Origin of the sequence: Paenibacillus sp. FSL H3-0321 (assembly GCF_038002865.1) — a bacterium.
Lineage (GTDB): Bacteria > Bacillota > Bacilli > Paenibacillales > Paenibacillaceae > Paenibacillus_AQ.
The window spans coordinates 4612746-4636549 of the sequence record NZ_JBBODH010000001.1 but is presented as its reverse complement, the minus strand read 5'-3'; the positions used below and the strand labels follow the sequence as shown (position 1 = coordinate 4636549).

General features: G+C 50.2%; 19 protein-coding genes and 2 riboswitches. Of the genes, 6 read left to right on the top strand and 13 right to left on the bottom strand.

Going from position 1 to position 23804, the window contains the following annotated elements; all coding sequences use genetic code 11:
• Positions 1–3: 3 nt before the first annotated feature.
• The 4 genes from MHI45_RS20650 to MHI45_RS20635 form a co-directional block, all read right to left on the bottom strand.
• Positions 4–825, bottom strand: coding sequence for a TasA family protein (locus MHI45_RS20650; RefSeq protein ID WP_076111632.1), 822 nt, complete (start codon positions 823–825; stop codon positions 4–6).
• Positions 826–907: 82 nt separating this feature from the next.
• Positions 908–1411, bottom strand: coding sequence for a TasA family protein (locus MHI45_RS20645; RefSeq protein WP_076111630.1), 504 nt, complete (start codon positions 1409–1411; stop codon positions 908–910).
• 86 nt (positions 1412–1497) lie between these two features.
• Positions 1498–2091 (bottom strand): signal peptidase I SipW, encoded by a 594-nt coding sequence (gene sipW / locus MHI45_RS20640; protein ID WP_144024355.1) that lies wholly within the window; start codon positions 2089–2091, stop codon positions 1498–1500.
• A gap of 18 nt (positions 2092–2109) precedes the next feature.
• Positions 2110–3114: a hypothetical protein gene (locus tag MHI45_RS20635; protein ID WP_341119351.1), complete on the bottom strand. Its 1005-nt coding sequence runs from the start codon at positions 3112–3114 to the stop codon at positions 2110–2112.
• 421 nt (positions 3115–3535) lie between these two features.
• On the opposite strand from MHI45_RS20635, the gene MHI45_RS20630 reads away from it, so the two are divergent.
• Entirely contained in the window at positions 3536–3868 is a 333-nt protein-coding gene (locus MHI45_RS20630) for a helix-turn-helix domain-containing protein (protein ID WP_038585105.1), read from the top strand.
• A 99-nt stretch (positions 3869–3967) separates the two neighbouring features.
• On the opposite strand, the gene MHI45_RS20625 is transcribed toward MHI45_RS20630, so the two are convergent.
• On the bottom strand, positions 3968–4120 hold the full coding sequence (locus MHI45_RS20625) for an anti-repressor SinI family protein (RefSeq protein ID WP_081965649.1): 153 nt from the start codon (positions 4118–4120) through the stop codon (positions 3968–3970).
• A gap of 27 nt (positions 4121–4147) precedes the next feature.
• Positions 4148–4232: riboswitch (cyclic di-GMP riboswitch) on the bottom strand.
• A 488-nt stretch (positions 4233–4720) separates the two neighbouring features.
• Here MHI45_RS20625 and MHI45_RS20620 point away from each other — a divergent pair.
• Positions 4721–7588 carry a 2-oxoglutarate dehydrogenase E1 component gene (locus MHI45_RS20620; protein ID WP_341119350.1) on the top strand — a complete coding sequence of 956 codons (2868 nt, stop codon included), beginning with the start codon at positions 4721–4723 and terminating at the stop codon, positions 7586–7588.
• Positions 7589–7642: 54 nt separating this feature from the next.
• Positions 7643–8956 (top strand): 2-oxoglutarate dehydrogenase complex dihydrolipoyllysine-residue succinyltransferase, encoded by a 1314-nt coding sequence (gene odhB, locus MHI45_RS20615; protein ID WP_340895258.1) that lies wholly within the window; start codon positions 7643–7645, stop codon positions 8954–8956.
• Positions 8957–9129: 173 nt separating this feature from the next.
• Here odhB and MHI45_RS20610 read toward each other — a convergent pair whose 3' ends face one another.
• The 5 genes from MHI45_RS20610 to MHI45_RS20590 form a co-directional block, all read right to left on the bottom strand.
• A complete protein-coding gene (locus tag MHI45_RS20610; RefSeq protein WP_076111620.1) occupies positions 9130–10119 on the bottom strand; it encodes a hypothetical protein in 990 nt (329 codons plus the stop codon).
• Complete coding sequence (locus MHI45_RS20605; RefSeq protein WP_341119349.1) at positions 10080–10658, bottom strand: RNA polymerase sigma factor; 579 nt, start codon at positions 10656–10658, stop codon at positions 10080–10082. The genes MHI45_RS20610 and MHI45_RS20605 overlap by 40 nt, the downstream gene beginning before the upstream one ends.
• A 285-nt stretch (positions 10659–10943) precedes the next feature.
• Positions 10944–12212 (bottom strand): L-lactate MFS transporter, encoded by a 1269-nt coding sequence (locus tag MHI45_RS20600; RefSeq protein ID WP_341119348.1) that lies wholly within the window; start codon positions 12210–12212, stop codon positions 10944–10946.
• Between the two features lie 124 nt (positions 12213–12336).
• Positions 12337–13065: a LytR/AlgR family response regulator transcription factor gene (locus MHI45_RS20595; protein WP_038585089.1), complete on the bottom strand. Its 729-nt coding sequence runs from the start codon at positions 13063–13065 to the stop codon at positions 12337–12339.
• Positions 13062–14723: a sensor histidine kinase gene (locus tag MHI45_RS20590; protein ID WP_306080830.1), complete on the bottom strand. Its 1662-nt coding sequence runs from the start codon at positions 14721–14723 to the stop codon at positions 13062–13064. Before MHI45_RS20590 ends, MHI45_RS20595 begins: the two co-directional genes overlap by 4 nt.
• A gap of 561 nt (positions 14724–15284) precedes the next feature.
• Between MHI45_RS20590 and MHI45_RS20585 the strand changes: the two genes are divergently transcribed.
• On the top strand, positions 15285–15887 hold the full coding sequence (locus tag MHI45_RS20585) for a nucleotidyltransferase family protein (RefSeq protein ID WP_179091779.1): 603 nt from the start codon (positions 15285–15287) through the stop codon (positions 15885–15887).
• Positions 15888–15894: 7 nt separating this feature from the next.
• Here the strand turns inward: MHI45_RS20585 and MHI45_RS20580 are convergent, their stop codons facing one another.
• Together MHI45_RS20580 and MHI45_RS20575 are read right to left on the bottom strand one after the other, a co-directional pair.
• On the bottom strand, positions 15895–16845 hold the full coding sequence (locus MHI45_RS20580; protein WP_076111612.1) for a VanZ family protein: 951 nt from the start codon (positions 16843–16845) through the stop codon (positions 15895–15897).
• Between the two features lie 148 nt (positions 16846–16993).
• Positions 16994–18430 (bottom strand): NAD(P)/FAD-dependent oxidoreductase, encoded by a 1437-nt coding sequence (locus MHI45_RS20575; protein ID WP_076111610.1) that lies wholly within the window; start codon positions 18428–18430, stop codon positions 16994–16996.
• A 122-nt stretch (positions 18431–18552) separates the two neighbouring features.
• Positions 18553–18652: riboswitch (purine riboswitch) on the bottom strand.
• Between the two features lie 592 nt (positions 18653–19244).
• On the opposite strand from MHI45_RS20575, the gene MHI45_RS20570 reads away from it, so the two are divergent.
• Positions 19245–19961, top strand: a complete 717-nt coding sequence (locus tag MHI45_RS20570) for a GGDEF domain-containing protein (RefSeq protein WP_179091778.1) — start codon at positions 19245–19247, stop codon at positions 19959–19961.
• A 120-nt stretch (positions 19962–20081) separates the two neighbouring features.
• Here MHI45_RS20570 and MHI45_RS20565 read toward each other — a convergent pair whose 3' ends face one another.
• Positions 20082–23192, bottom strand: a complete 3111-nt coding sequence (locus MHI45_RS20565; protein ID WP_076111606.1) for an EAL domain-containing protein — start codon at positions 23190–23192, stop codon at positions 20082–20084.
• Between the two features lie 314 nt (positions 23193–23506).
• Between MHI45_RS20565 and MHI45_RS20560 the strand changes: the two genes are divergently transcribed.
• Positions 23507–23650, top strand: a complete 144-nt coding sequence (locus MHI45_RS20560) for a hypothetical protein (protein ID WP_179091777.1) — start codon at positions 23507–23509, stop codon at positions 23648–23650.
• Positions 23651–23804: the final 154 nt, after the last annotated feature.

The window sequence follows — 23804 nt, the reverse complement described above, 5'->3', positions numbered from 1 at the left end:
ATTCTAATTATTCTTCACCTGCTCAAAGTTGTTTTTGAAGGTGAAGTTAACCGATTTGCCTTGCAGACTGTCATTATCAAAGCCGAGGCCCGTATCGTCAACAAAAGTCACGTTATAGGCCAGATGCATCGTCTTCTTGGCAGGAAGAATCAGGTTCGGGAGGTTGGCATCCCGGCCTGCCCCGCTGTTGTACAAATCCTTAAGTGAACCTACATAAGCATCGGAAACGCTGACCAGTACAGTCTGGCCGTTATTGTCAACGCGGTATGTCCAGTCGAGCACGGCTTCTCTGGCAATCGCGAAGGCTTCCTGTCCGTTGCGTGCCAGTGCCTTCAGGAAGGAAGGACCGTTAATCAACGATTTGAACAGCCGGTCCGCAGCTTCGTTCACCTCATTGAGTGCATCGGCATTAAGAGTGACGCCGCCTGGTGCAGCCAAAGCGGCTACAGTGACTACCGCTTGCTCACCGAATGCGAGCGCATCGGCCTGCTGTGCAGGTGTTCCTTCCGGGATGGCAATCAGATCGGTCAGTTTGGCATCCAGCGTTCCGGTATTTTTGATCAGCATGGCGCGGGTGTGGGTATCTTTCGGTGCCCACAATCCTGTTCCCATACGTCCGGCATCGGAGTCGCCCGTATAGAACATCGGGCCTTCAACCGGCACGTCATTGCGGTGAGTACTTAAGGACAACGTACCGGAAGCAAAGGTGTTGCCGGTGTTTTGGGCGGAGCTGGTGAACAAGGCATACGTGCCTCCACCAATGGCGGCGCAGAGCAGCACCACGGAGGAAAATGCGGCAATCAGCATTTTTTTCTTTTTCATCATTGAAGTAAGCTCTCCTTATTAAAAAAGGGGGGCAGCCCCCTTTTTATTTGATTTTTAGTTATAGATCCGTTCGTTATGGTGCTTAGTTATTTTTAGTCTGCTCTGCATCTACTTTAATGGAGGCTGTACCCGACTTGCCTTGGTAGCTGTTGTCAGCTGCTTTCGGGAACTCTGCTTTGACATAAATCGTCTCCGATCCGCCCACAGCAAGCACACGGTCGGCGACGGTAAGCGGTACCGTTCCAGCCGCATCAGAGTACGCGGTAATGACCAGCGGGGTTGCTCCGCCGCCGAGGTCGCCGCCTGCAGCCAGCGAGAGATCATAACGCAGCTCAAGCGTTCCTTTGTTACTAACTACTACAGGCTGGATTTCAGAATCTCCCGGAGCCCAATTTGTGATGTTGAAATATTTCTGCTGAGCTTCATCCTTCTTATCCAGTTCAATCTTGAGCGTGCCAGCAGCAAACGTATTGCCTGTATTCTGTGCGGAACTCGTAAAGATAGCGAAGGATCCCCCGGCAATTAATGTTGCCCCCAGTGCTGTAGTCGCCATTGCCATTGCCATCGTTTTTTTTAGATTTGCCATTGTTATTTGTCTCCTCCTGGATCTCCATGAATGGAGTATGTTATGAATTATTTATTGAATCTTCCCTAACCACGTTAGGAGAAGCATCAACCGTTCGTAACAGGCGGGGATTCTCCGGGCGCAAGCTGCACCTCTACAGGATCCTCCATGCGCATGATCGATTTGAAGATTGTAATAAGGGAAGAGATGACGAGGAAAATTCCCGGAATAACCATTACGACAATAATCCCGGCGGTCGATTTTACCCAGTTCATGAAATACCCCAGAAACGGAACAGTAAAGTCCGCGTACTGTGCAACAACATTACTTGAAGGAATAGGATCTGCATCCTGCGCATCGTTATTGTCGCCTTTGGTGATATACCAGGTGTTTTCTCCCGAGCCAAGCACGCTGACAATGCGGTGGGTAATCAGGCTGTTTGATCCATCCAGAGCTTTGTAAGTGATTACATCTCCAGGTTTAAAAGATCCCTGACTCTGTTCACTCACCGGTTTGACGGCAATGACAGCCCCCGTCTGGATTCCGGGCTCCATGGAGCCGGAGAGCACCGTTAGAATTTCCTTGCCTAGAATCTTGGGCGTTCCGCCATTCATCCGGCTAGTGATTGCAGATACCAGCGTTAGTAGAAAAATGAGAATTAACGCATACATCAATAGGTTACGAGTCCATTTAAGTATCACTGGAGAGCACCGCCTTGTTTAGATTACGCCTTGCTTTTCGCCTATTTTTACCGTTATGCTGTCAGGATTCGCGTCAGGGGCAGGGGCTTCAGGCTTTGCTTGCTCCTCAGCTTCGAGCTTCGCCTTCTCCTCAGCCTCTAGCTTCGCCTTCTCCTCGGCTTCGAGTTTCGCCTTCTCTTCGGCTTCGAGTTTCGCTTTCTCTTCGGCTTCGAGCTTCGTCTTCTTCTCAGCCTCGAGTTTCGCTTTCTCCTCGGCTTCGAGCTTCGCTTTTTCTTCCGCTTCGAGCTTCGCCTTCTTCTCAGCCTCTTTCAGTCCTTGGATTACGTCAGCGGCCTCTGTATGCATCAACGAGGTTTCGTCCGCATAACTCCTAGCCTGTTCGGCCGCGTTCGATGCCTGATGATAGGCTGCCTGCACATAAGCGTCCACTCTTCTGATGGAGCTTAGCTTTCTAACCATCTCCTGAAATTCGCCCAGCGTTAGATTGGCTTGGCTGAGCAATTGTTCGAATACCGGGATATCGTTATTTTGTGCGGCTGTTAATTGATTAAAATCGACCTCATATGGAAAAAGTCTCTGGTTCACTTCATTGACTTGCTGCTCCAGCTCTAATTGCGAGCGTGTTAGATAGCCTTGAAGCTCAGCTAAAAAAGCAGCCGCGCCGGCCGCAGCCTCACGCGTTTGTGCAGCAGCCTCTTGAATACCTCCAATACGTCCCTCTGCGGTCTCCGAGCCCGTATTCTTATCCGTTATCTCCGCCAGCACCTCTCTCGCCGCTTCACGCTGCCAGGCAGCAAGCTTCATCGCTTCGCTGGCTTGGTTGGCAATATGATCGACCGTGCTTGGAAACACAAATGCTGTGGTGATATTGGAGGATTCGGTTGCTGCGACGTTAGTCAGCAATGCATACGTGGGCGTTGTAATTTGGCTGATGCCATAAGCCGAAATCACTACGATCCCTGCAATTTGGGGAAGCGTATACCGACGGATATTTCTATTCCGGGAAGAACGTGAAAGCCTCACAGGAGCCTCTCCTTTAGCTGCTTGCAATTTCCTGCAAACAAAGTAATCTATTAACACCCAGCCTTTATGACGAACGTTATTCGTTCGTTATTAAGAACTATGACGTAAGTATATGCCATTACTCCTACAAATCAAAAATCTCATTTTGTTGCAATATTCTTAATAAAGAACGATTTATAGTTAATTTTCTGCTTTTAGCTTCATTTTCCTCAGCTTATCGTACTTTTTAACGAACGTTTTCGCATGAAAAATCTAAATGATACCGCAGAGGGAATAAAAATAATGGGGATGTGGAGTGGAAACGACATAAAAGGGGGATCATTCATACCGGAACTGATTCTATAGTGCTTTGTCCGTCTTCCGGTTATTTGTTATACTGTAACAAAAAGTACGGAGGGGCGTTTTTATCGTGCCAGATAATATGGGAAGTCGCATCCACCATCTCCGTCTGGAAAAAGGCTTGTCTCTTTCGGAGCTTGCGGATAAGGCTGATGTGGCGAAATCATACTTAAGCAATGTGGAAAGAAATATACAATCTAACCCCTCTATTCAATTTATTGAAAAAATCGCTGACGCACTTCAGGTGTCCATTCATGCGCTGCTTTACGGCGAGCCTTCCGATGTGCAGGAGTCACCTCTGGATGGAGAATGGTCCCGGCTCGTACTGGAAGCTATGGCTTCGGGTATAAGCAAGCGGGAATTCAAAGAGTTCTTGGACTATCAAAAATGGCGGCTGGAGCAGAAGGATTCCTGATTCATGCAGGTTCCTTCTACTGCCGGTCATACAGAAAGGGCATAGCGGAGAGATCCGCTATGCCCTTTCTGTATGTACAAAACTTTTAACAACCAACCGCTACATCGCCTGTAAAGTCTTCTCATTAAAAAATTGGCGGATTTCATCCGCTTTGATGCCCGCCTGCTTAGCCGACATCAGCAAATATACCCATTCTAAATCCAGATCAACTGTCTGCAGTTCTCCGTTGTTCCCCTGGTTGGACTTATCCAAGAAATCTCCTCCTAAGATTACGCGTCCCCAGGCAGTCCGGCCGTCGTAGTATTTCTACATTAGACCCGAGACTTTGTGCCCCTGTCTTTCGGCAGGTTTACCCTTTACTGGATCCTTTACATGAAAGGATCTGGCTAGAAATTCATGAAACCGTTATCCGCAATAACATTATACAATATCTTACACGAAAAGTGTGTCGATTTATGGGAATATTGTATAAATAGAAACGGAAAATAATTGATTATTTTGCCAACAGCTTGTATGAATTACTCGATAACCCAAAAAAATTGTAGAACAAGCCTCTTTATCTATGTATGTATGTATATATGAAAACTGAAAACAACATTTTTATTTCGTTCATTTCAATCACACCGTCGCATCATTTTCATATAGTTAAGAAACCAAACTTATAATAGTTCTGTATGAATTAGGCACTGAATCATACCGTTTTGCGAACGGATTCAACCAAAGTATGAATTGATTACCCGCCTTGAAAGTTGCACAATAAGATGAGGAATGAAACCGCAAACATCGAAGCTCCACAAGGGCGCCGGCGAAATTTTGGCGCGCGTGGAGTTCATCCGTTAGGAGGATGTATTCATGGCAGCCAAAGATCCCTATAACGAAACTGTGTGGAGCAAGTATTACGGACCCAATCTGGGTTACATCCAAGAGAAATATGAGCAATTTGTAAAAGATCCAACTTTAGTAGAGCATAATTACCGCGATCTCTTCACCCTTTCCGGCCCCCCTCCATTGGCTCCTGATGCCGAACAGGCACCGCTGCCTGTGGTTTCAGGAGATACTGAGTGGCTTAGAAAGGCCGTAAGGGCATCCAAGCTGATCGCCAATATCCGCATACATGGCCATATGGCCGCCAATATCGACCCGCTGGACCGGGGAAACAATCCGATGGCGAAATATTTGGAGTACGAAACCTATGATCTGACCCGCGAGGATTTAATGGCTATGCCCGCCTCGCTGATCTGGGAGAATGCCCCGAATGACGTTCATACTGCTTGGGATGCCGTTCACCGGATGCGCCAGGCCTACACGCAGACCATTGCCTATGAATTCGGGCATGTACGTGACGAGCAGGAGCTGCGCTGGCTGAACAGCCAGGCGGAATCTACCAGCTCTCCCGCGCCTCTAAACAACGCAGAGCGCAAAGAATTGCTGAAAAGGCTGATTCAGGTAGAGCAGTTCGAAACTTTCCTTCATAAAACCTTTGTCGGCCAGAAACGCTTCAGCCTGGAAGGTAATGACGCCTTGGTGCCGATGCTGGATGAAATCGTGCGTGCTGCCGCTCATGACGGTGCCGAACATATCCTGATGGGTATGGCGCATCGCGGACGGCTCAACGTCCTGGCTCATATTCTGGGCAAACCTTATGATATTATTTTCTCGGAATTCCATCATTCGCCGAACAAGGAGCTGTTCCCTTCCGAAGGCTCCATGGGCATCAACTACGGCTGGACCGGCGATGTGAAATATCATCTCGGCGCTGACCGCGCCGTTCGTGAAGGAGAAACCGTCCGTACACGGATCACTCTGGCCAACAATCCGAGCCACTTGGAATTCGTCAATCCGGTGGTTGAGGGCTTCACGCGTGCGGCCCAGGAAGACCGCAGCACTCCGGGTCTGCCTAAGCTAAATACGAATAAAGCCATGGCTGTGCTGATGCATGGCGATGCTGCCTTCCCGGGTGAAGGCATCGTGGCCGAAACCCTTAATATCGGCAAGCTTAAAGGTTATCAGAACGGCGGTACGGTGCATATTATCGTCAATAACCGGATCGGATTCACGACGGAAAGTGAAGATTCCCGTTCTACCCACTATGCCAGTGACCTGGCTAAGGGTTATGAAATTCCGATTGTGCATGTCAATGCCGATGATCCGGAGGCTTGCATTGCCGCCGTCCGTCTGGCCAGCGCCTACCGCAATCTGTTCAAGAAGGATTTCGTGATCGACTTGATCGGCTATCGCCGCCACGGACATAATGAAATGGATGATCCGGAAACGACACAGCCGATTGTTTATGGTAAAGTGCGCAATCATCCTACTGTATACAAAGTGTACGCGGAACGGCTGCAGGAGGAGAGAGTTGTCACGGCTGAAGACGTTACAGCAATGAACGCCGAAGCTGAAGGCGTACTGCAGCAAGCCTTTGATAAGATGAAGGAAGGCAAGCATAAGAACGCAGAGGCCAAAACCTCAGTTGCACTGGACAGCGCACGTACACCGCAGCGTCCTACAGCGGTTCCGCTTGACAACCTGCAGGAAATTAACCGGGAGCTGCTGTCGGTGCCGGACGGCTTCCAGGTCTATCCGAAGCTGGAGCGGATTCTGCAGCGCCGCAAAGACGCTTTGAATGATGGAGAACGTGTTGACTGGGCACTCGCAGAAGCCCTCGCCTTCGCTACGATTCTGAAGGATGGCACACCGATTCGTCTCAGCGGCCAGGACTCCCAGCGCGGCACCTTCGCGCACCGCCATCTGGTGCTGCATGACAGTGACACAGGGGCACTTTTCTCTCCGCTGCATCAGCTTAAGGACTCCAGCGCCTCCTTCGGGGTGTACAACAGTCCGTTGTCGGAAGCGTCGGTGCTCGGGTATGAATACGGCTATAACGTGTTTGCCCCGGAAACCTTTGTCATCTGGGAAGCGCAGTATGGTGATTTCGCCAACGCCGGACAGGTCATTATCGACCAGTTCATTGCTGCCGGACGCGCCAAATGGACCCAACGCAGCAACCTGGCGATTCTGCTGCCGCATGGCTACGAAGGCCAGGGGCCAGAGCATTCCAGCGGAAGGCTGGAACGGTTCTTGCAGCTGTCGGCTGAAGAGAACTGGACTGTAGCCAATCTGACCTGTGCGTCGCAGTATTTCCACCTGCTCCGCCGCCAGGCTGCCCTTTGCGGCAGATCGGATGCCCGCCCGCTGGTGGTCATGGCTCCGAAAAGCCTGATCCGCAACACACGCAGCACTTCCCCGGGAGCCGAGCTGGCTTCGGGAAGCTTCCTGCCGGTCCTGCCGGAGCCGCTTCTGGGCAGCAAGCCCGGCGAGGTTAAACGGCTGGTTGTCTGTAGTGGAAAGGTCGCTATCGACCTGCAGGCTGAGCTGGATTCAGCCAAGGGGCAGGATTGGTCCTGGCTGCACATTCTGCGGCTGGAGCAGCTCTACCCGTTCCCGGAACGGGAACTGGCCGCTCATCTGAGCACCTTCCGCTCCCTGCAGGAAATCATCTGGGTACAAGAAGAACCTAAGAATATGGGCGGCTGGAGTTATGCCGAACCACGGCTGCGCGCCATCGCCCCGCAGAATGTCAAAGTGCAGTATATCGGCCGTCCGGAACGTTCCAGCCCGGCCAGCGGTTACGCCGATGTGCATAGCTTTGAACAGCGGCGTATAGTTACGGAAGCCCTGAAACTAAATTCGCAAGTACAAGCGGCTGTACCGTCCTCCTGAAAGGGGACGGTGTCACGATAACGTTAACTATTATATTTGGGGAGGTAAGGGCCTGTGTCCGAAATTAAAGTACCCGATCTGGGCGAATCCATTTCCGAAGGAACGATCTACAAATGGCTGGTTAAAGAGGGCGATACTGTCGGCCAGGGGGATGTGCTTGCTGAGCTTGAAACCGACAAGGTCAATCTTGAAATCAGCGCGGAGGAGGACGGCGTCATCTCCTCCATCCTGCGCCAGGCCGGCGAGAATGTAGCCGTTGGTGAGGCTATCGGCGTGATCGGCAGCGCAGACGCTGCTGCCGGAAATGCGCCGCAGGCCGCTGCGGGCGGCAAGCCCGAGGCGGCACCTGCCCCAGGCAGCGTTGCACCTGCCGCTGCCGCACCTGTGGCAGCGCCTTCGGACGCTGCCGTTCCTGCCGCCGCACCCGAAGGTGCGGCAGGCAATGCGGCCCTGGCTTCGCCGGGGGCGCGCAAGCTGGCGCGGGAGCGGGGCATCGACCTCGGCGAGGTCAGTGCCCGCGACCCTATCGGCCGGATTGGCCAGGCCGATGTGAAGGACCATGGCGCAGCCGGCCCAGGGGCCGCTGTGCCCGTGTCTCCGGCGCCGCAGGGCAAGCCGGAGCCTGCCAAAGCTGCGGCGGGCAAAGCGCCGCAGCAAGAGGACGGCAAGGCCGTGGAGCGCAAGCGCATGTCGCGCAGACGGCTGACGATTGCCAGCCGCCTGGTCGAAGCGCAGCAGACCGCGGCCATGCTGACCACCTTCAACGAGGTGGACATGACCGCCATCCTCGACATCCGCAAGCGCCGCAAGGATGCCTTCAAAGAGAAGCATGAAGTCGGACTGGGCTTCATGTCCTTCTTCACCAAGGCAGTGATCGGCGCGCTCAAAGCCTATCCGCTGCTGAATGCCGAGATCGACGGCGAAGATCTGCTGCTCAAGAAATATTATGACATCGGCATCGCCGTCGCTGCCAAGGAAGGGCTGGTTGTACCGGTCGTCCGCGATGCGGACCGGCTCAGCTTCCCTGAGATCGAACGGCGGATCGGCGAGCTCGCCTCCAAAGCACGCGCCAATACGCTCAGCCTGCAGGAGCTGCAGGGCGGCACGTTCACCATTACCAATGGCGGCGTGTTCGGCTCACTCTTGTCCACGCCGATTCTCAATACACCGCAGGTCGGTATCCTCGGCATGCACAAGATCCAGCTCCGTCCGATCGCCCTGGACGAAGAAAGAAGCGCCAACCGCCCGATGATGTACATCGCGCTTTCCTACGATCACCGCATCGTGGACGGCTCCGAAGCGGTAAGCTTCCTCGTCAAGGTCAAGGAACTGCTGGAGGATCCGGAAGCGTTGCTGCTGGAAGGGTAACCCTCCAGTAGCAGCCTTCACTCCTTCAGCCCATAGACAAACAGGCATCCGGAGAGCGAGCACGCCCAACCGGATGCCTGTTTTATTGTTATAACTGATGAATCGAAGAAGCAATTATTTCCAGATTTATCACTTAGTCCGACTTATTTCTCTAACCCGTCAGAACTGCCTGCCTATAACCCTCCCTGGATTAACTCTGCTGCCAGCTCCAGCAGCTGCTCCTTAGTCAACGTCCGGTTGCCGTAGGTACTAACTGTGTAATACGCATCCTGTTTCTCGTTGTACCAACTTAGGTAATGATAGCTTACATACGGCTTGACAACTCGGTTGTAGACAATCTCCCTGCCTGCTACCTCCAGCTTCTCCGCGGCAGCATCATCATCTTGCATAAATTGAACATAGCCGCCATACAGCGGGGTTGCACTAATACTAATGTTTGCTCCCTGCTTCGTATACACGCCTTCGAACCAGCCCGCTTTAGTCCACGGCAAGATCTTCATAAACAGATTCCGGTCGGTATTCTGCCTCGCCTCGGCAATCAGCTCGTTAAGAGTCTGACGGTAAAGCGGATTACTACTGATCTCTGCATCGGATGGACCTAGTGGAGAGATCTTTCCCTTTGTAAAAGTATAACCCTTAGCTTCCTTGGGGAGTATCGGCAAGTTCAGCTTGTTCATCTCTGCAAGGAGTGCCGGATAATCATTCAACTCCAGATCCTTAGACTTAAACTGCAGAGCGGATACTGCTCCTTCTGGAAGGGCTTCTCCTCTGAAGAAATAAGCAATCAGCTCTCCCGGCTCCGCGAAATCCATCAGCTTATGCATATATTGATAGTACGGTGCAGGAGCAGCCTTTCCCCAATTCGGATCCGTTGCCTGATGCTGCACCTTAACCTCGCCTGCCTTATTACGGATCTGAATGTACTCCGTAGCGGCATAAGCCGTTACGGTAATCAGCAGCAGCATAACCAGCATTCCTGAAGTAGCCGCTGTTTTGCCGGCAAATCGGATCCCACGCGGACCTTGCTTCTGATCTGACTTCTGATCCAGTGTCCGAATGCGGGCCATCACCTTGTCTGTCACCTCAATGGTGTGAAGCTGCTGCTCAGGAGCTGCCGCCGCTGTTATATCTTGGTACTCACTATGGATTCCGGTTCGTTCCAAGAGATCCCCTCCTCTATCTGCATAAATTCCCTGACTTTCCGTTTAATCCGTTCCATCCGCTTATGCAGCGCATTAGGACTGCTGTTCAGAATGTGGCCCATCTCCTGAAAAGTCAGCTCCTCAAACACCCGCAGCACAAGAATATTCCGCTCCTCCAGTGACAGCTGCAGCAGCGCTAACTCCAGAGCAGGGCTAAACAGCCGCGCTTCCATCTGTTGCTCCGCGCTCGCAGCTACCGTCTCCGGCCGGAAGATCCGCAGAATATGCCCCTGCAGCCGGCGTCGGCGCAGCAAATTAAGACAATGATTGCCGGCAATCCGGTAGAGCCAGGCGGAGAAGCTTACTTCAGGCTTGTACCCTCTGATTGATTGATAGGCTTTTACCAAAATGTCCTGAACAGCATCCTCCGCATCCTGCGTGTTCCCGAGCAGACGACAGCAATAACGGTATACCGGCTGCTGAAAAATCTCGACAATGCAGGCGTATTGCTCCCGGTCCCCCTTTTGAACTTGTTCGATTACAGCCTCCACCTGTTTCATATCTCTTAAATGCTCCTGTGACGTTGCCAGCACCTCCTTACTTGTATATCTCTATAACACTTGCGCCCTGCAAAAAGTGCCTATGCCTGAATTATTTTCTGTACCCCCGAACTATTTTCCATCCTATACATTTCGAGCAGCAGCAACACAGTCCTCTTACTGAACCCGTGAGTATACAAAAAAGAGATATCCGCCAGCCGTTTGCACGAAAGGCCGGGATATCTCTTTTTCGAATAACTATTCTCTTTGTCTGTATACTTCTTAAGCCAACATGTTTGTATATGGTTAAGCCGTATGCCGTGAAGGCTTCAGGCTCATTCCCTTTTCTCTTGCCTGTCTCTGCACCGGAGGCTTTAAGGAAACCGCCAGAAGACAGGCTACAATACACAGTGCGCCGATGACGATGAAGGTAGGCTTGAACCCGCCGAGAGAAGCGGCGATGAACGAGCCGGACAACGCCCCGATTCCGAAGCCCTGATAGACAATGCCATAGTTCTTGCTATGGTTCTTAAGGCCGAAGAAGTCACTGACAATCGCCGGGAACACCGTAATGTTGCCCCCGAAGCAGAAAGCAATGGTGGCCACACAAGCGAAGAACAGGCCGTAACTCAAGGTCGCATAGCTTAAGGTTAGCATCGCTAGGGCTGTGACCAGAAGTGTGGCACTGACCAGCTTCAATCGGCTCATACGGTCGGACAACGCTCCAAGAATCAGGCGCCCTGCAGTATTGAAGATCGCGATCATCGCAACGGCATTGGCCGCTGTAGCGATATCGAGACCTGCCAGCTGCACCCCGATATCCTTAACAATGCCAATCAGGTAGAGGCCGCTCATGCAGGCGGTGAAGAAAATTACGAACAACAGGTACGCTTCCTTGGTGCGCAGCATTTCTTTGACGGTATAGTCTTTCACTACAGCCGGAATTGTTGCGGCAGAGGAATCCGTCCCTCTGCTGTTTGCTTGTGCCAGTGCCGGAGCAGCCACAGGAGCTTCCCTGACCAGTAGCGAGCCGGCGACAACCATGATCATGACGGCCAGGCCCCAATACAGGAAGGTATTCGATACGCCTGCCGACTCGATCAGGCTGCCGTTGATATATTTGAAGATCAGACTGCCGGTTCCGTAGGCGCCGACCGATACGCCGGAGATCAAGCCTTTATGCTTAGGGAACCACTTAATCAGATTGGATAACGAAGTAATATAAGCCGTGCCATCGGCATAACCCACGACTACGCCGGCCAGCAGGTAGAACATCAGGAGGGAGTTGGCCTGCGAGCTAAGCATCAGACCAAGTCCCAGCATAATCCCAGCGGAAGCGGTCAGCTTGCGGAGGCCAAACCGGTCCTGCAGTTTACCAGCAAACAAAGTTGCGAAGGCAAGGGCAAAGCTCGTAATGGAAAAAGTTATCGAAACAGCGCTGAGCTCAAAGCCGAATTTGCTGACAAGCTGTGCATTAAACAGGCTCCACGTGTAGATTGTGCCCAGTCCCATTTGCATAATCACTGTACCCAGCACGATCATCCAGCGCTTGCTGCCAGATTTAGCCGTAGTCATGAGTCATTCCTTCTTTCTCTCTATTGTCGCTGCAAGGGCCTTCTTTGCTCCTTTATTGTAGCGAAACAACGCTTTCTTGAGAGAAATCGGGAATGAGATGACCGAATGCGGGAATGAAATGCCGCTACAGGCGCATGATCTGCCTGAATTCCTTGACCTTGCTGCGGCTTACCGGCACTTCAAAGTCCAGATCACGAAGCCGGAGCAGATACGTATTATTGAACCAAGGGATAATTTCCTTGATCTTGGACAGATTCACAAGATAGGACCGGTGGCAGCGGAAGAAGCTGTCCTGCGGCAGCCGGCTGTGGAACTCGCTGATGCTCAGAGCCATGCTGTATTCCTCTCCCTTAGTCATTACGCTCGTTGTCTTCTCCTGCGCTGAAGCATAATAAATCTCGTCGGCATCGACAACGATGATCTTCTCGTTTTTCCACAGATTGACCTTGTTGCTGACCGCAAGATGCCCTTCTTCTCTGGGGCGGCTACGCGCCGCGAATGCCGCTTCCAGCTTGTTCAGCATGGCTTTCATCCGCGATTCACTATAGGGCTTCAGAATATAGTCGAATGCTTCAATCTCGAAAGCGTCGGCGGCATGCTCCTTGTAGGCAGTGATAAATACTATATAGGGTTTGACCGAGAACCTGCTGATATTCTGGGCCAGCAGCACGCCGTCGATGGACGGAATATTGATATCCAGAAAAATCACATCGACTTCCTCAGCCTGCAGAAATTTCAGCGCATCCAGTCCGTCCTCAAACTCGGCGGTGATCACTATATCGCTGTGTGCTCCGATCAGAAAGGCAAGCTCACTCCTTGCCAGCACTTCATCCTCTACAATTATCGCTTTCATCGCTTCTCCTTTGTGACGTCGAAATAAATTTCCGTCCCTTTATCCAGCCGGTGAATGATCAGACCCTTGCCATAAATCAGCTTTACCCGCTGATGTACGTTATATAGCCCGATTTTGTTATCCGGCATGCTTCCGCTGTAGACCTTCTCCATCGTCTCCAGCGCGATGCCTGCTCCGGTATCGGCGATGCCGATCCGCACGGTCTCTCCCCGGTCTTTCACCGAAATCGTTACCGTGCCCGGTCCCTTCACTTTCAAAATGCCGTGAACAATCGCATTCTCCACCAGCGGCTGAATAATCAGGCTGGGAATACGCACCTCCACTTCGTCGATATCATACTCAACGGCCAGGCGGCTGCCGAAGCGGGCTTTTTCAATCTCCACATATTGCTGGACCTGCTGCAGCTCGCGCCGGATATCAATAAATTCATCGGTCAGCTCCAGATTGTATCTCATATAGCCTGACAGGTTGATGATCAGCTCCCGTGCCTTATCCGGGTTAATCCGGATCAGGGAACTAATCGCGTTCAGCGCATTGAACAGAAAATGGGGATTAATGCTCGTCTGCAGCGCCTTCAGCTCGGCTTTGTTAGCCATCTCCTTAATGCCTTCGACCCGCGATACCTCCATCAGCGTCGAAATCATCTGCGACAGCCCTACCGCCATTGCCTGCAGCGAGTAAGTGATTTTATGGGCTTTGGTATAGTAAATTTTAAGTGCTCCGGTCACTTCGCCTTTCTCTTTCAGGGGAATGATAATCAGCGACCGGATTGCCCGGTTCATATATTCAGTATCGTCATCACGGATCGTAATTTCGCCGTCCCTCAGCGTCTTTTTCGTCTCTTCACTGATAATCTCGTTCGTCTCGGTGTAGTATTCCTCTCCCACTCCGACATAGGCCCGGATGAATCGGGTATCAGTGATCGCTACCGCATCGGCACCGATGTCCTCCTTGATGATTCCGCAAATGGTGCGCAGCGACTGGGGATTGATGTTGCGGAAATACGGCAGCGTCTTATTGGCAATATCCAGCGCCAGCTTAGACTGCTTCGCAGCGATCCGTTCCTTCTCCCCCTCCACACTCTGGACAAGCATAACAATGAGGCCGACACTGATCTGACCCACAATCATCGGAAAAGCGATCTTCGAAACGATATCCACACCTAGCGATGAAGGATCTGCCATAACCAGAATAAGCAGCATGGTCAGTGCTTCGCAGCCCATCCCGGCCAGGATACCGGCAATCCAGCGGCGGTCAGCCGTGGTTCGGCGGTAAATGACGCTGGAGACAATTCCCGCCGTAACACTTGTAATCAGGCAGGGCACGGAAGTCACGCCGCCAATATCAATCAGAAAGCGGTGAACCCCGGATATAATGCCAGTAATCAGTCCGACCCAAGGACCAAACAGAATCCCGCCGGCCATGATGGCGATAATCCGCACATTTACCAGCGAGCCGTCGACTTTAATGCCGCTGTAGGTTCCGAAGATCGCGAACAGGCTGAAGATCACCGTCACAATCACAAGATCCTGCGGAGCATAAGCCCCTTTGACAAAAATCTCTTTAAACCGCGGCAGCCGGGTCAACACAAACAGGCACATCAGCAACAGTGCCGCCCTTTCGAACAGTTGCAGCAATATCGTCAAGTTATGTTCCACAGCCACGCCTCCAATGGTCAATCTATCGGTCCATTATAAGATGTGCCAAATCATAATAGCAATCCGCCCTATTGTCTTGTTAGAGTACCCAAGCCTGTAAACTCGGCCTTATAATAGAGGCATCAGATAAAAAAACCGTTGCTTTTATTTAGTGCATGTCTTCAAACTGGAAGAGCTCTGGGGAAGCAGGGATTTAGTATTGAAAGTAGGGTCCCTAAAAGCCCGCAGCGGGTTCGTTTACTCGTAACGGACTCAGGAGGCGCTATGGAGAGTAAAACACCTGTTTATTCTCTTTTGCGGACCCAGGCGACCTTATCTGCTCTGCATTCTATCTAAAAACGGCCAGCAGGGAGAAATAACTGCGCTGGAGTCCGTTGTCCTCCTGTAACAGGCTAAAAGCCCCAATTAAGTGCAACTCGGTCCGTTCGTCAACGCCTTTCTCCGCGTGTGATCAGAAAATGGTACTGTACCCATGATTCCTTAGGGCATACAGCAGCAGATTTTGGCGGGGAAGCGGTTTGAAGACACGCTCTAGTGCAACTATTTAAAGGAGGACCTATGTTGCTGATCCATACCGAGGAAGATCTCCTGCGGGCCGTGAGAGAAGACCCGTGGATGATGAATATTCTATCTGCCGCCCGAGCGCTGAAGCTGCCCGATTCCTGGGTCTGCGCCGGATTTGTCCGCTCTAAAGTCTGGGATGTCCAGCATGGATTTACGGAAAGAACACCGCTGGCAGATATTGATGTTATTTATTATGATAGCAGCGACATCCGCGAAGAGACCGAAAAAGCCTGGGAAGCGAAGCTGCGGGCCGCCGATCCGTCCATCCCCTGGTCAGTCAAAAACCAGGCAAGAATGCATGTGGTTAACGATATTCCGCCCTATACCTCTTCTGTCGACGGCATGTCCAAATTTCCAGAGACGGCAACCGCTCTTGGGCTTTCGCTGGATGAACACGGTAATTTAAGGCTGGCCGCCCCTCATGGCATCCGGGATGTAATCCAAATGGAGCTCAGACCCACTCCGAGTTTTATAACCAACCGCCAGCTGCACTCTATCTATGAGAAACGGATCGCCAGCAAGAATTGGAGGTTGTTATGGCCTCGGGTGCAAATTACAGCTGTCGGCCAGCTTGCCCAAGAAGATAGGAACACTTGGTAATATCACTTCACTTCAGAACATTTACGAGCAGCATCCTTGCCGCTTGTTTGCTGTCTCCGTCCAACCAGACTCTGACTGTAGGGGCGGCTGGAGATGACTCCACTATGGAGACCAGGCTGGAAATCGTACCTTCTTCGTAGGTGCTGATAATCTTATTTTGATCAGACGCCAAATGCCTGATAATGATTTTGGTTGAGGCACCTACTGGAATGGTACTATTCTCTTGCCCGGGTTCTGTTGTTTCCGCTGTTTTCTTCAGCATACTATACTTAGGATTGTTATATAGGGTTATTGCGTCAGTCTGGGCAGCGGTCAAATCGCCGAACAGATCCGCCGTACTCTCATCTACGCCTGTCATGATCTGCTTGTTCTCATCTATGTATTCCATCTCCTGATCAGCAAAAGGCAGCAAGCTGCGATCCACCACCCCCGTCACAACACCTCCGCCAATGCCTGCCAGTAAAAAGAATCCAATGATCGCCGCAAGGAGCTGGTTTCCGGAAGGAGTGATCTTCAAGAGAGCTTTATACAAGGCTATGCCAATCACACCTCCGGCACAGTTCAACAGAATATCATCTATATCACTGCTTCCAAGCGCAAAGATATATTGAATGATTTCAAAAGCCATACTAACCGAGAAAACAAAAGCAACCTTGAATCCCCAGGTCCTGCTCTTTCCTATATAAGCTGCGGCAAGGCCTAAGGGGATAAAGATCCCGATGTTGCCCAACACATTGGTCACCATTCTATCGCTGCCGATGGATTCATCTGTGAAAAATCCGTAAATCGTGTGGAATGGGATCAAGTTCACACTTCTTAAGGCCGTGTCCGCCTCAAATATGCTTGTTATAGGAATAGTTTTGAACAAAATTACCTGAACAGTAAATAATGCATACACAATAAAGAACAAATACACTATCACCTGAAGTCCCCTGCTTTTGTCCTGCTTTGAATCCATTGCTGCATCACCCTCTCGAATTTACAATTATGATAATTATTGTATACCATATGAGCGGGAGTTCAAATGAGATCTAAATAGAAGAAGGGCAGGCTCAACGCAGAAATTCCTGCAGTGAGTCCGCCCTTCTTCACCTATTTTATTGTCTTTATGCGCCGGTTTGTTCCAGCATCCCCCGGGCAATCCATACCCCGGCGGCTCCGGCTTGAGCCAGACCGCGGGTGATGCCCGCACCATCTCCGCCGCAATACAGTCCGGAAATTTCCGTCTCCAGATTCTCCGTAAGCTTCGGACGGGCCGAATAAAATTTCGCCTCTACTCCATAGAACAGCGTATGTTCGGAGGCGATACCCGGGGTTACTTTTTCCAGGGCTTCCACCATTTCAATCAGGCTCTTCATGGTGTTGTACGGCAGTACCAGTCCCAGATCACCAGGTACTGCTTCCTTCAGCGTCGGCTCCAGGAATCCTTCCTTGATCCGCGTTTCCGTTGAACGCCGGCCACGGAGAATATCACCGTATTTCTGTACAATCACGCCGCCGCTGGACAAATCGTTCGCCCGCTTGCAGATTTCCCGGGCATATTCATTGGGCTTGTCGAAGGGCTCCGTGAACGTATGCGAGACCAGCAGGGCAAAGTTGGTGTTCTTCGAACCCAGTGCAGGGTCCTTATAGGAATGTCCGTTAGCCGCCATCACACCGCTGTGATTTTCCACAACAACATGTCCTGAAGGATTGCTGCAGAAGGTGCGGACACGGGTGCCTACAGATGTATTGAAAATGAATTTACCCTCATAAAGATGTTCATTGATCTCCCGCATTACCACATCCGAAGTTTCGACTCTTACACCTACATCGACCTGATTATTGTACATTTTCAGCCGGCGTTTTTTCAGCACCTCGGTCAGCCAGGCCGATCCATCACGGCCCGGGGCAATCATAACCTTATCCGCCTCATGGCTTTCCCCGTTTTTCAGCGTAATGCCTGTAATGCGGTGCGTTCCATTGTCTTTTACAGTAACTATATCCTGAACCTCTGTCTTGAACAGCATTTCAATACGTGTTTTCAAATATTCATATATGGATTTAAGAATTTCCAGGTTTTGTTCCGTCCCCAGATGGCGCACCTGCGCCCGCAGCAGCTTCAGTCCGGCAGCATATCCCCGTTGCTCAATATTGCGGATGCTCTCGGTTGTCGGATCGGTAATGACCGGTGTTGCGCCATGCTCCAGGTTAATGCTGTCTACATATTCGATCAGCTCCAGCACTTTAGAGGGTGCCAAATAATCGGTCATCCAGCCGCCGAACTCCGTCGTGATGTTAAATTTACCGTCACTGTAGGCCCCTGCTCCCCCGAAACCGGCAGTAATTGAACAGGCAGGCAGACAGCCGGCGAATTCCTTGCGCCCCGAAGCGGGCGGACAGAGCTTGATCTTCTCCTCAAGGATCGGGCAATTGCGGCGGTAAATATCATGACCCTTGTCCACAAGCAGCACCTTCAAATCAGGCGCCTTTCGTGTCAATTCATAGCAGGCGAATATTCCGGCCGGACCCGCACCAACGACAATCACATCATATTTACTCATCTGTTTCTCTGTTCCTCCTAGGGAGAAACGGCATCGCCGTACTCATGCAGGCCATTGTCCGTTTCTGCGAAAATAGATAGTTTATTAACCACAACACAAAAATCCCGGATACTTCATAGGTATGCAAAATGCACCCTATTCGTAGCCAGGAATTTACGGTCCCCTGTAGAAACCCCCAAACCTTATCTTTGAGGATATACGAACAGCTTAACTTTATTATATGAGCCAATAGAAATTCTACAGATTATTCACGAATGTGTCAAGGGCAAAACCAGACAATAATTCGTCTTTAGATCTTAATGAGAGGATTTTTAGCTATAACCCCTTATGCTAATTCACTTAAATACGAACATTATTAGATGAATATCAGTGGAAGGAAACCTGAGGTGTTTGTCGAATATATAGTTATATTGTCACTGGAAAAGAGGAACCGCTCATGCACATCCCACCGCTAACTCCTCGCCAAATCTATTGGAATCGGGTACTCCTCAATACTTTTTGGATGGTGCTGATTGTACATTTGGCAAGTCAGCTATTTGCCTCCCTGTCTATGTGGGGCCATCTTCCACAATTTACGAGCGGGCAATATTTTATTCCCCATATGCTGATCCCGGATTCCCTTATATTTGCTCTAATTTTCGTTCTGGAAGCTGTCCACAAGTGGAGGCCCTTATTTTCGGAGTTTTCAATAATTTTCGCCAGCCATATTTACGCAATTTTGATGATTTCAAATCTTAGCCCGGAATATCATGTTAAACCCCTGATCATGCTCCTCCCTTTGCTTGTCTCTATGATTTATCTGAAACAAAACTATATGAAGGTTTCCTCAGCCGTCTGTCTGCTGTACGCCGTTATGCTGTTTCTTAATACATCGCCCTATGACTATACGCTGCGGATCGAGCATATTATTATCGCTCTCATCTTCGCCGGAACATCCCTGGCCGGATTCGGGGTGATCGTCAGAGGCCGCGAGCTCATACAATCACTGGAGAACTCTGTGAAATCCGAGCAGGATCTGCGCATTCAGAATATCATTATGGACCGGCTGTCCAAGATCGACCCCCTGACGGATTTGTACAATCACAAAACCTTCCATGAGTATTTAGGCTGGCTGATTGAGCATCAGCAGAGCAACCCCTTCCCGATGCAGCTAGCGGTGATGGATATTGATAATTTCAAAAAGGTAAATGACCAATATGGGCATTGGGTTGGAGATATCGTCCTTAAGCAGGTTGCAGGAATGGTACTGAAGCATATTGGCTCAGATGACTTTGCCGCACGTTACGGCGGAGAGGAATTCGTCATTATTCTGACCGCCAAGAAGCTGGAGGAATCAAGCGAGATTATAGGGCGGATCTTAAAGGGGATTGCAGGCATGCCGGTCAGCGAAATGGACGGTAAATCCATAACGGTGAGTATCGGGATGCATGACTATCGAGGGGAGGATTCCAAGAGCTCCACCTTTCAGCAGGCGGATGATGCCCTGTACGAAGCGAAGAAGACTGTCAAGAACAAAATTATCATTTTCTAAGCCGGCCAGTAAACATTTGAAGAGACTCTCCCCAGACTATTCCTGCATGAAAATATAAGCGAGCCCGCGGACTATATTGTCCCGGGCTCGCTTTGCTGTGCAGTCATCTCTAGTTCTATTTCAATAATGAGGCTCAAGCAATTCCCATACTCCGCGCTCCGGAACCGGCCTGCTGATTAAATAACCCTGTATCTTATCGCAGTCGAATTGCTTAAGAAATTCCAGCTGTCTGGCATCCTCTACTCCCTCAGCCACCACATCAAGACCCATTTTGTGGCCGAGAATGATGATTGTCTGAACAAAGGATTGGCTGTAGGCCTTATCCTCCAGAGAATCTATAAAGATTTTATCCATCTTCAGTGTGGAAATCGGCAGCTGCTGCAAATAACTCAAAGAAGAGTACCCTGTTCCGAAATCATCCAGGGCGATGCGGATCCCGCGCGACTTAAGGAATCCCAGCTTGCTGACAGTGCTTTCGAAGGATTCCATAAAAATGGATTCCGTGATTTCGAGTTCCAGGCAGTTGGGCTCAAGTCCGCTTTCCGCCAGGCTGTCCAGCACCATTTCCACGAAATCATCCTGCAGCAGCTGAATGATCGAAATGTTGACGGATATTTTATATGGAATTCCGGTGCGGTCATGTACGCTTTTCATGAACCTGCTGGCTTCCCTAAGAACCCATTCACCGATATATATAATCAGCCTCGAATCCTCGGCAATCTTGATAAATGACAGCGGTGATACAAAACCAAGCACAGGACTGTTCCAACGAATTAAGGCCTCAAAGCCGGAAATCATCCCGGTCCCGATCTCCACCTGCGGCTGATAATGCAGCTCAAATTCATTGTTGTTCATCGCACTTCGCAGATGCTTCTCAATGTTCATCCGTTCATTAAACGGGGTATGCATGGACTTATCATAGACTACATACGTGCTTTTGCCCTCTTCTTTGGCCCGGTACATCGCCACATCGGCATTCTTCAGAATCTCCTCTGTGGTCTCCCCGTCTTCCGGATAGAAGGAGATCCCGATGCTGGCAGAGACATACAGATTGCTTTCCCCGATAAGGAAAGACCTGCGGAATGACCGCATGATGTCCTCCGCCAAATTCAGCACGGCTTCACGGTCATCCGTATCCTTTAGGAAAATTACAAATTCATCTCCGCCGAGTCTGGAGAGCATGGCTCTTTCATCCACAAGCGACTGCAGCCGTTCACTGGCTTTGCGGATAAGAATATCACCCGATTTATGACCCAGCGTGTCATTGATGTATTTGAAATTGTCGGTATCCACAAACAAGAGTGCCGCTTTGCCGCCAGGCCGTTGGAAGTAATTCTCCATCGTCTCCAGCAGGCTGAGGCGGTTGGGCAGATTACTGAGTGAGTCCACATGAGCCAAACGGTGCATATTCTTCTGATTTTCGACCAGCATATCATATTGTCCTACCAGTTCCTGCTGTGTTGCCGTAAGCTGCTCATACGTCGCCTCCAGCTCCTGATAGCTGTTATTCAGCTTGAACTCAGCTTGCTTGCGTTTGCTGATGTCAATCAGGGAACCCAGGAACAGCACAATCCTGTCCTTTGGATCGACAATCGACTTGCCGCGCACCTCAAACCATATATAGTTGTCATCTTTGGTTCGCATGCGGTATTCAGTCTCATATATCGGGGTCAACCCGGACAGATGCTCTTCTCTCGCCTTCCGCGCAGTCTCCTGATCATCGGGATGAATGATACTGAGCACCCCGCCGTCGAACGAGTTGATTTCTTCTTCATTGTAGCCCATCACTTCATACCAGCGGTCAGAAAGCTTATAGACCCCTGTCTCCCAATCCAGCTCCCACATATAAGCACCGGAGCTTTCTGAGGCCAGGCGGAACCGGCGTTCACTGACCCCCAGCTTGTTGAGCTGTTCCTGCAGCTCCACCTCTGCCGCCGCCAGCTCCTCATAGGTGGACTCCAGCTCCTCGTAGCTGAGCTGAAGCTTAAGCTCACTCTCCTTACGCTCATCAATATCCAGTCCAACCAGTACGAAGATGTCTTCAGCCTGCTCATCCATCCCCTTAATCAGAGTAGTCCGGATGGAGAAATAGCGGGCATCCGGCACATGGTCGGGAAGCCGCAGTTCAACGTTGCCTGCGTAGTCCTTGTACACCGCTTTGATAAGGAGATCCCTGAGCAAGGCTGCACTGCCTTCCAGATCAGAAATATCATCGAGGCTTTTTCCGAGCATGTCCTGCTCCTTCAGCCCCGTCATCTTTTCCGCATACTGATTGAAACGCACGATCCTCTTATCACCCTGCACCGCCCAGACAATCATCCCGGTATGCTCAATAACATCCTCAAAAAATTCCTGCTCGGAGTGGATAGTCCGTCGTAAACGCCTGATGTAAACCCTTATTAGAACAATACCAAAAAGCAGCACACAGAAGCCGATGATCATTCCTGAAATGATCCTCCCCTTAGTTAGGGATTGGTAATCATCCGAATGAGCGAAAAAATACTGCTGGTACAGCTCCTCAAAAGCACCGGACCGCTGCAGCCGTTCCAGCCGTGCATTAACGTAGGAGACCAGCTCCGGTGCTGATTTGCTGATACCATAAGCGATATCCTCAGGGTATAAATTACTCATTTTGCGAATAATGTCACCGGTTAATCCACGCTCAACAATCAAATAATCGACAACACCCTGGTTCTCGAACAAGAGATCAATCTCGCCTTTCTGCAGAGCCTCCAGCGCTTCAGGTACTGTTGCATATTCTATGTAATGTGAGACTCCTGCTTTGCCGTGCAGCACCATCTCAGAGTACTGACCCTTGCCCACTCCTACCTTATAGTTCTCCAAGGTGCTTAGTTTCACTTCTTCTTTCAGCGCCTGACGCGAATAGACGGAGATATAGCTTTTGAACACAGGCTTAGAGAACAATGCCTGCTTCTTTCTCTCCTCCGTAACGGCCATAAGTCCGGTGGTATCAATCTCTCCGTCAATTAGCCGTTTATACGTTTCCTCCCATTCGCCGGTGCTGTACTGAATCAGATAATCCTGCTTCTCAAAAATCATGCTTGTCAGGTCAATATCAAAGCCGGTCAGATATCCGTTTTGTATGTATTTATAAGGCGGGTAACCCAGCTCTGTCTGATATCTTATCTCTTGTCTTTCAGCGTGAGCGGCAGCAGGGGGTGCAATCATGAGCACAATGCTAATTAGAAGGATGAGTTTACACCGCTTCATCGCAATTCTCCTTTTTCCAATAAAAATCGGGCTAAGAGCATTTATAAGAAGCTGTATTCGACAAAAAATGGTATGGTTCCTGCAAGTTACCCGACCTATTGTGATAAATTGTGCAAATATACCAGTTTACTGCCCCGCTTGAGCAAAGTGCTGAACTGTCCATTACAAAAAACAGTTCATCTTTTTAATTTATTTATATTGCTTTTTTAGCTTAAAATGTGGATAATAGCAATAACGGTTGATAATGATTATCATTATTAAATAAACGAATACATTCAATTCACTATATGGAGTTAAAAGGAGACTGAACACCCATGAACTCAGCCAATACCCGGACCGCTCTGCAGGTTGACGACTATTTGGATCTGCTCAATCTTGCTGTTAAAGTTGGAGATTTGAAATGGCAAAAAGAAATTAAATCCAGATTACAATATATTCTCTGCCTGCAAATCAGATAATGATCGTGCAGAATGCCGCATTCCCGGATTACGGGGGTGCGGCTTTTTTTGTTGCCATTTTTGAAAAAAACATTTGATACAAGCTGCAAAAGGGCCATTAATTGCTTAAAAGTGCATCTGCAAAGCTTAGGATGTTTAATGATATAGTATAATA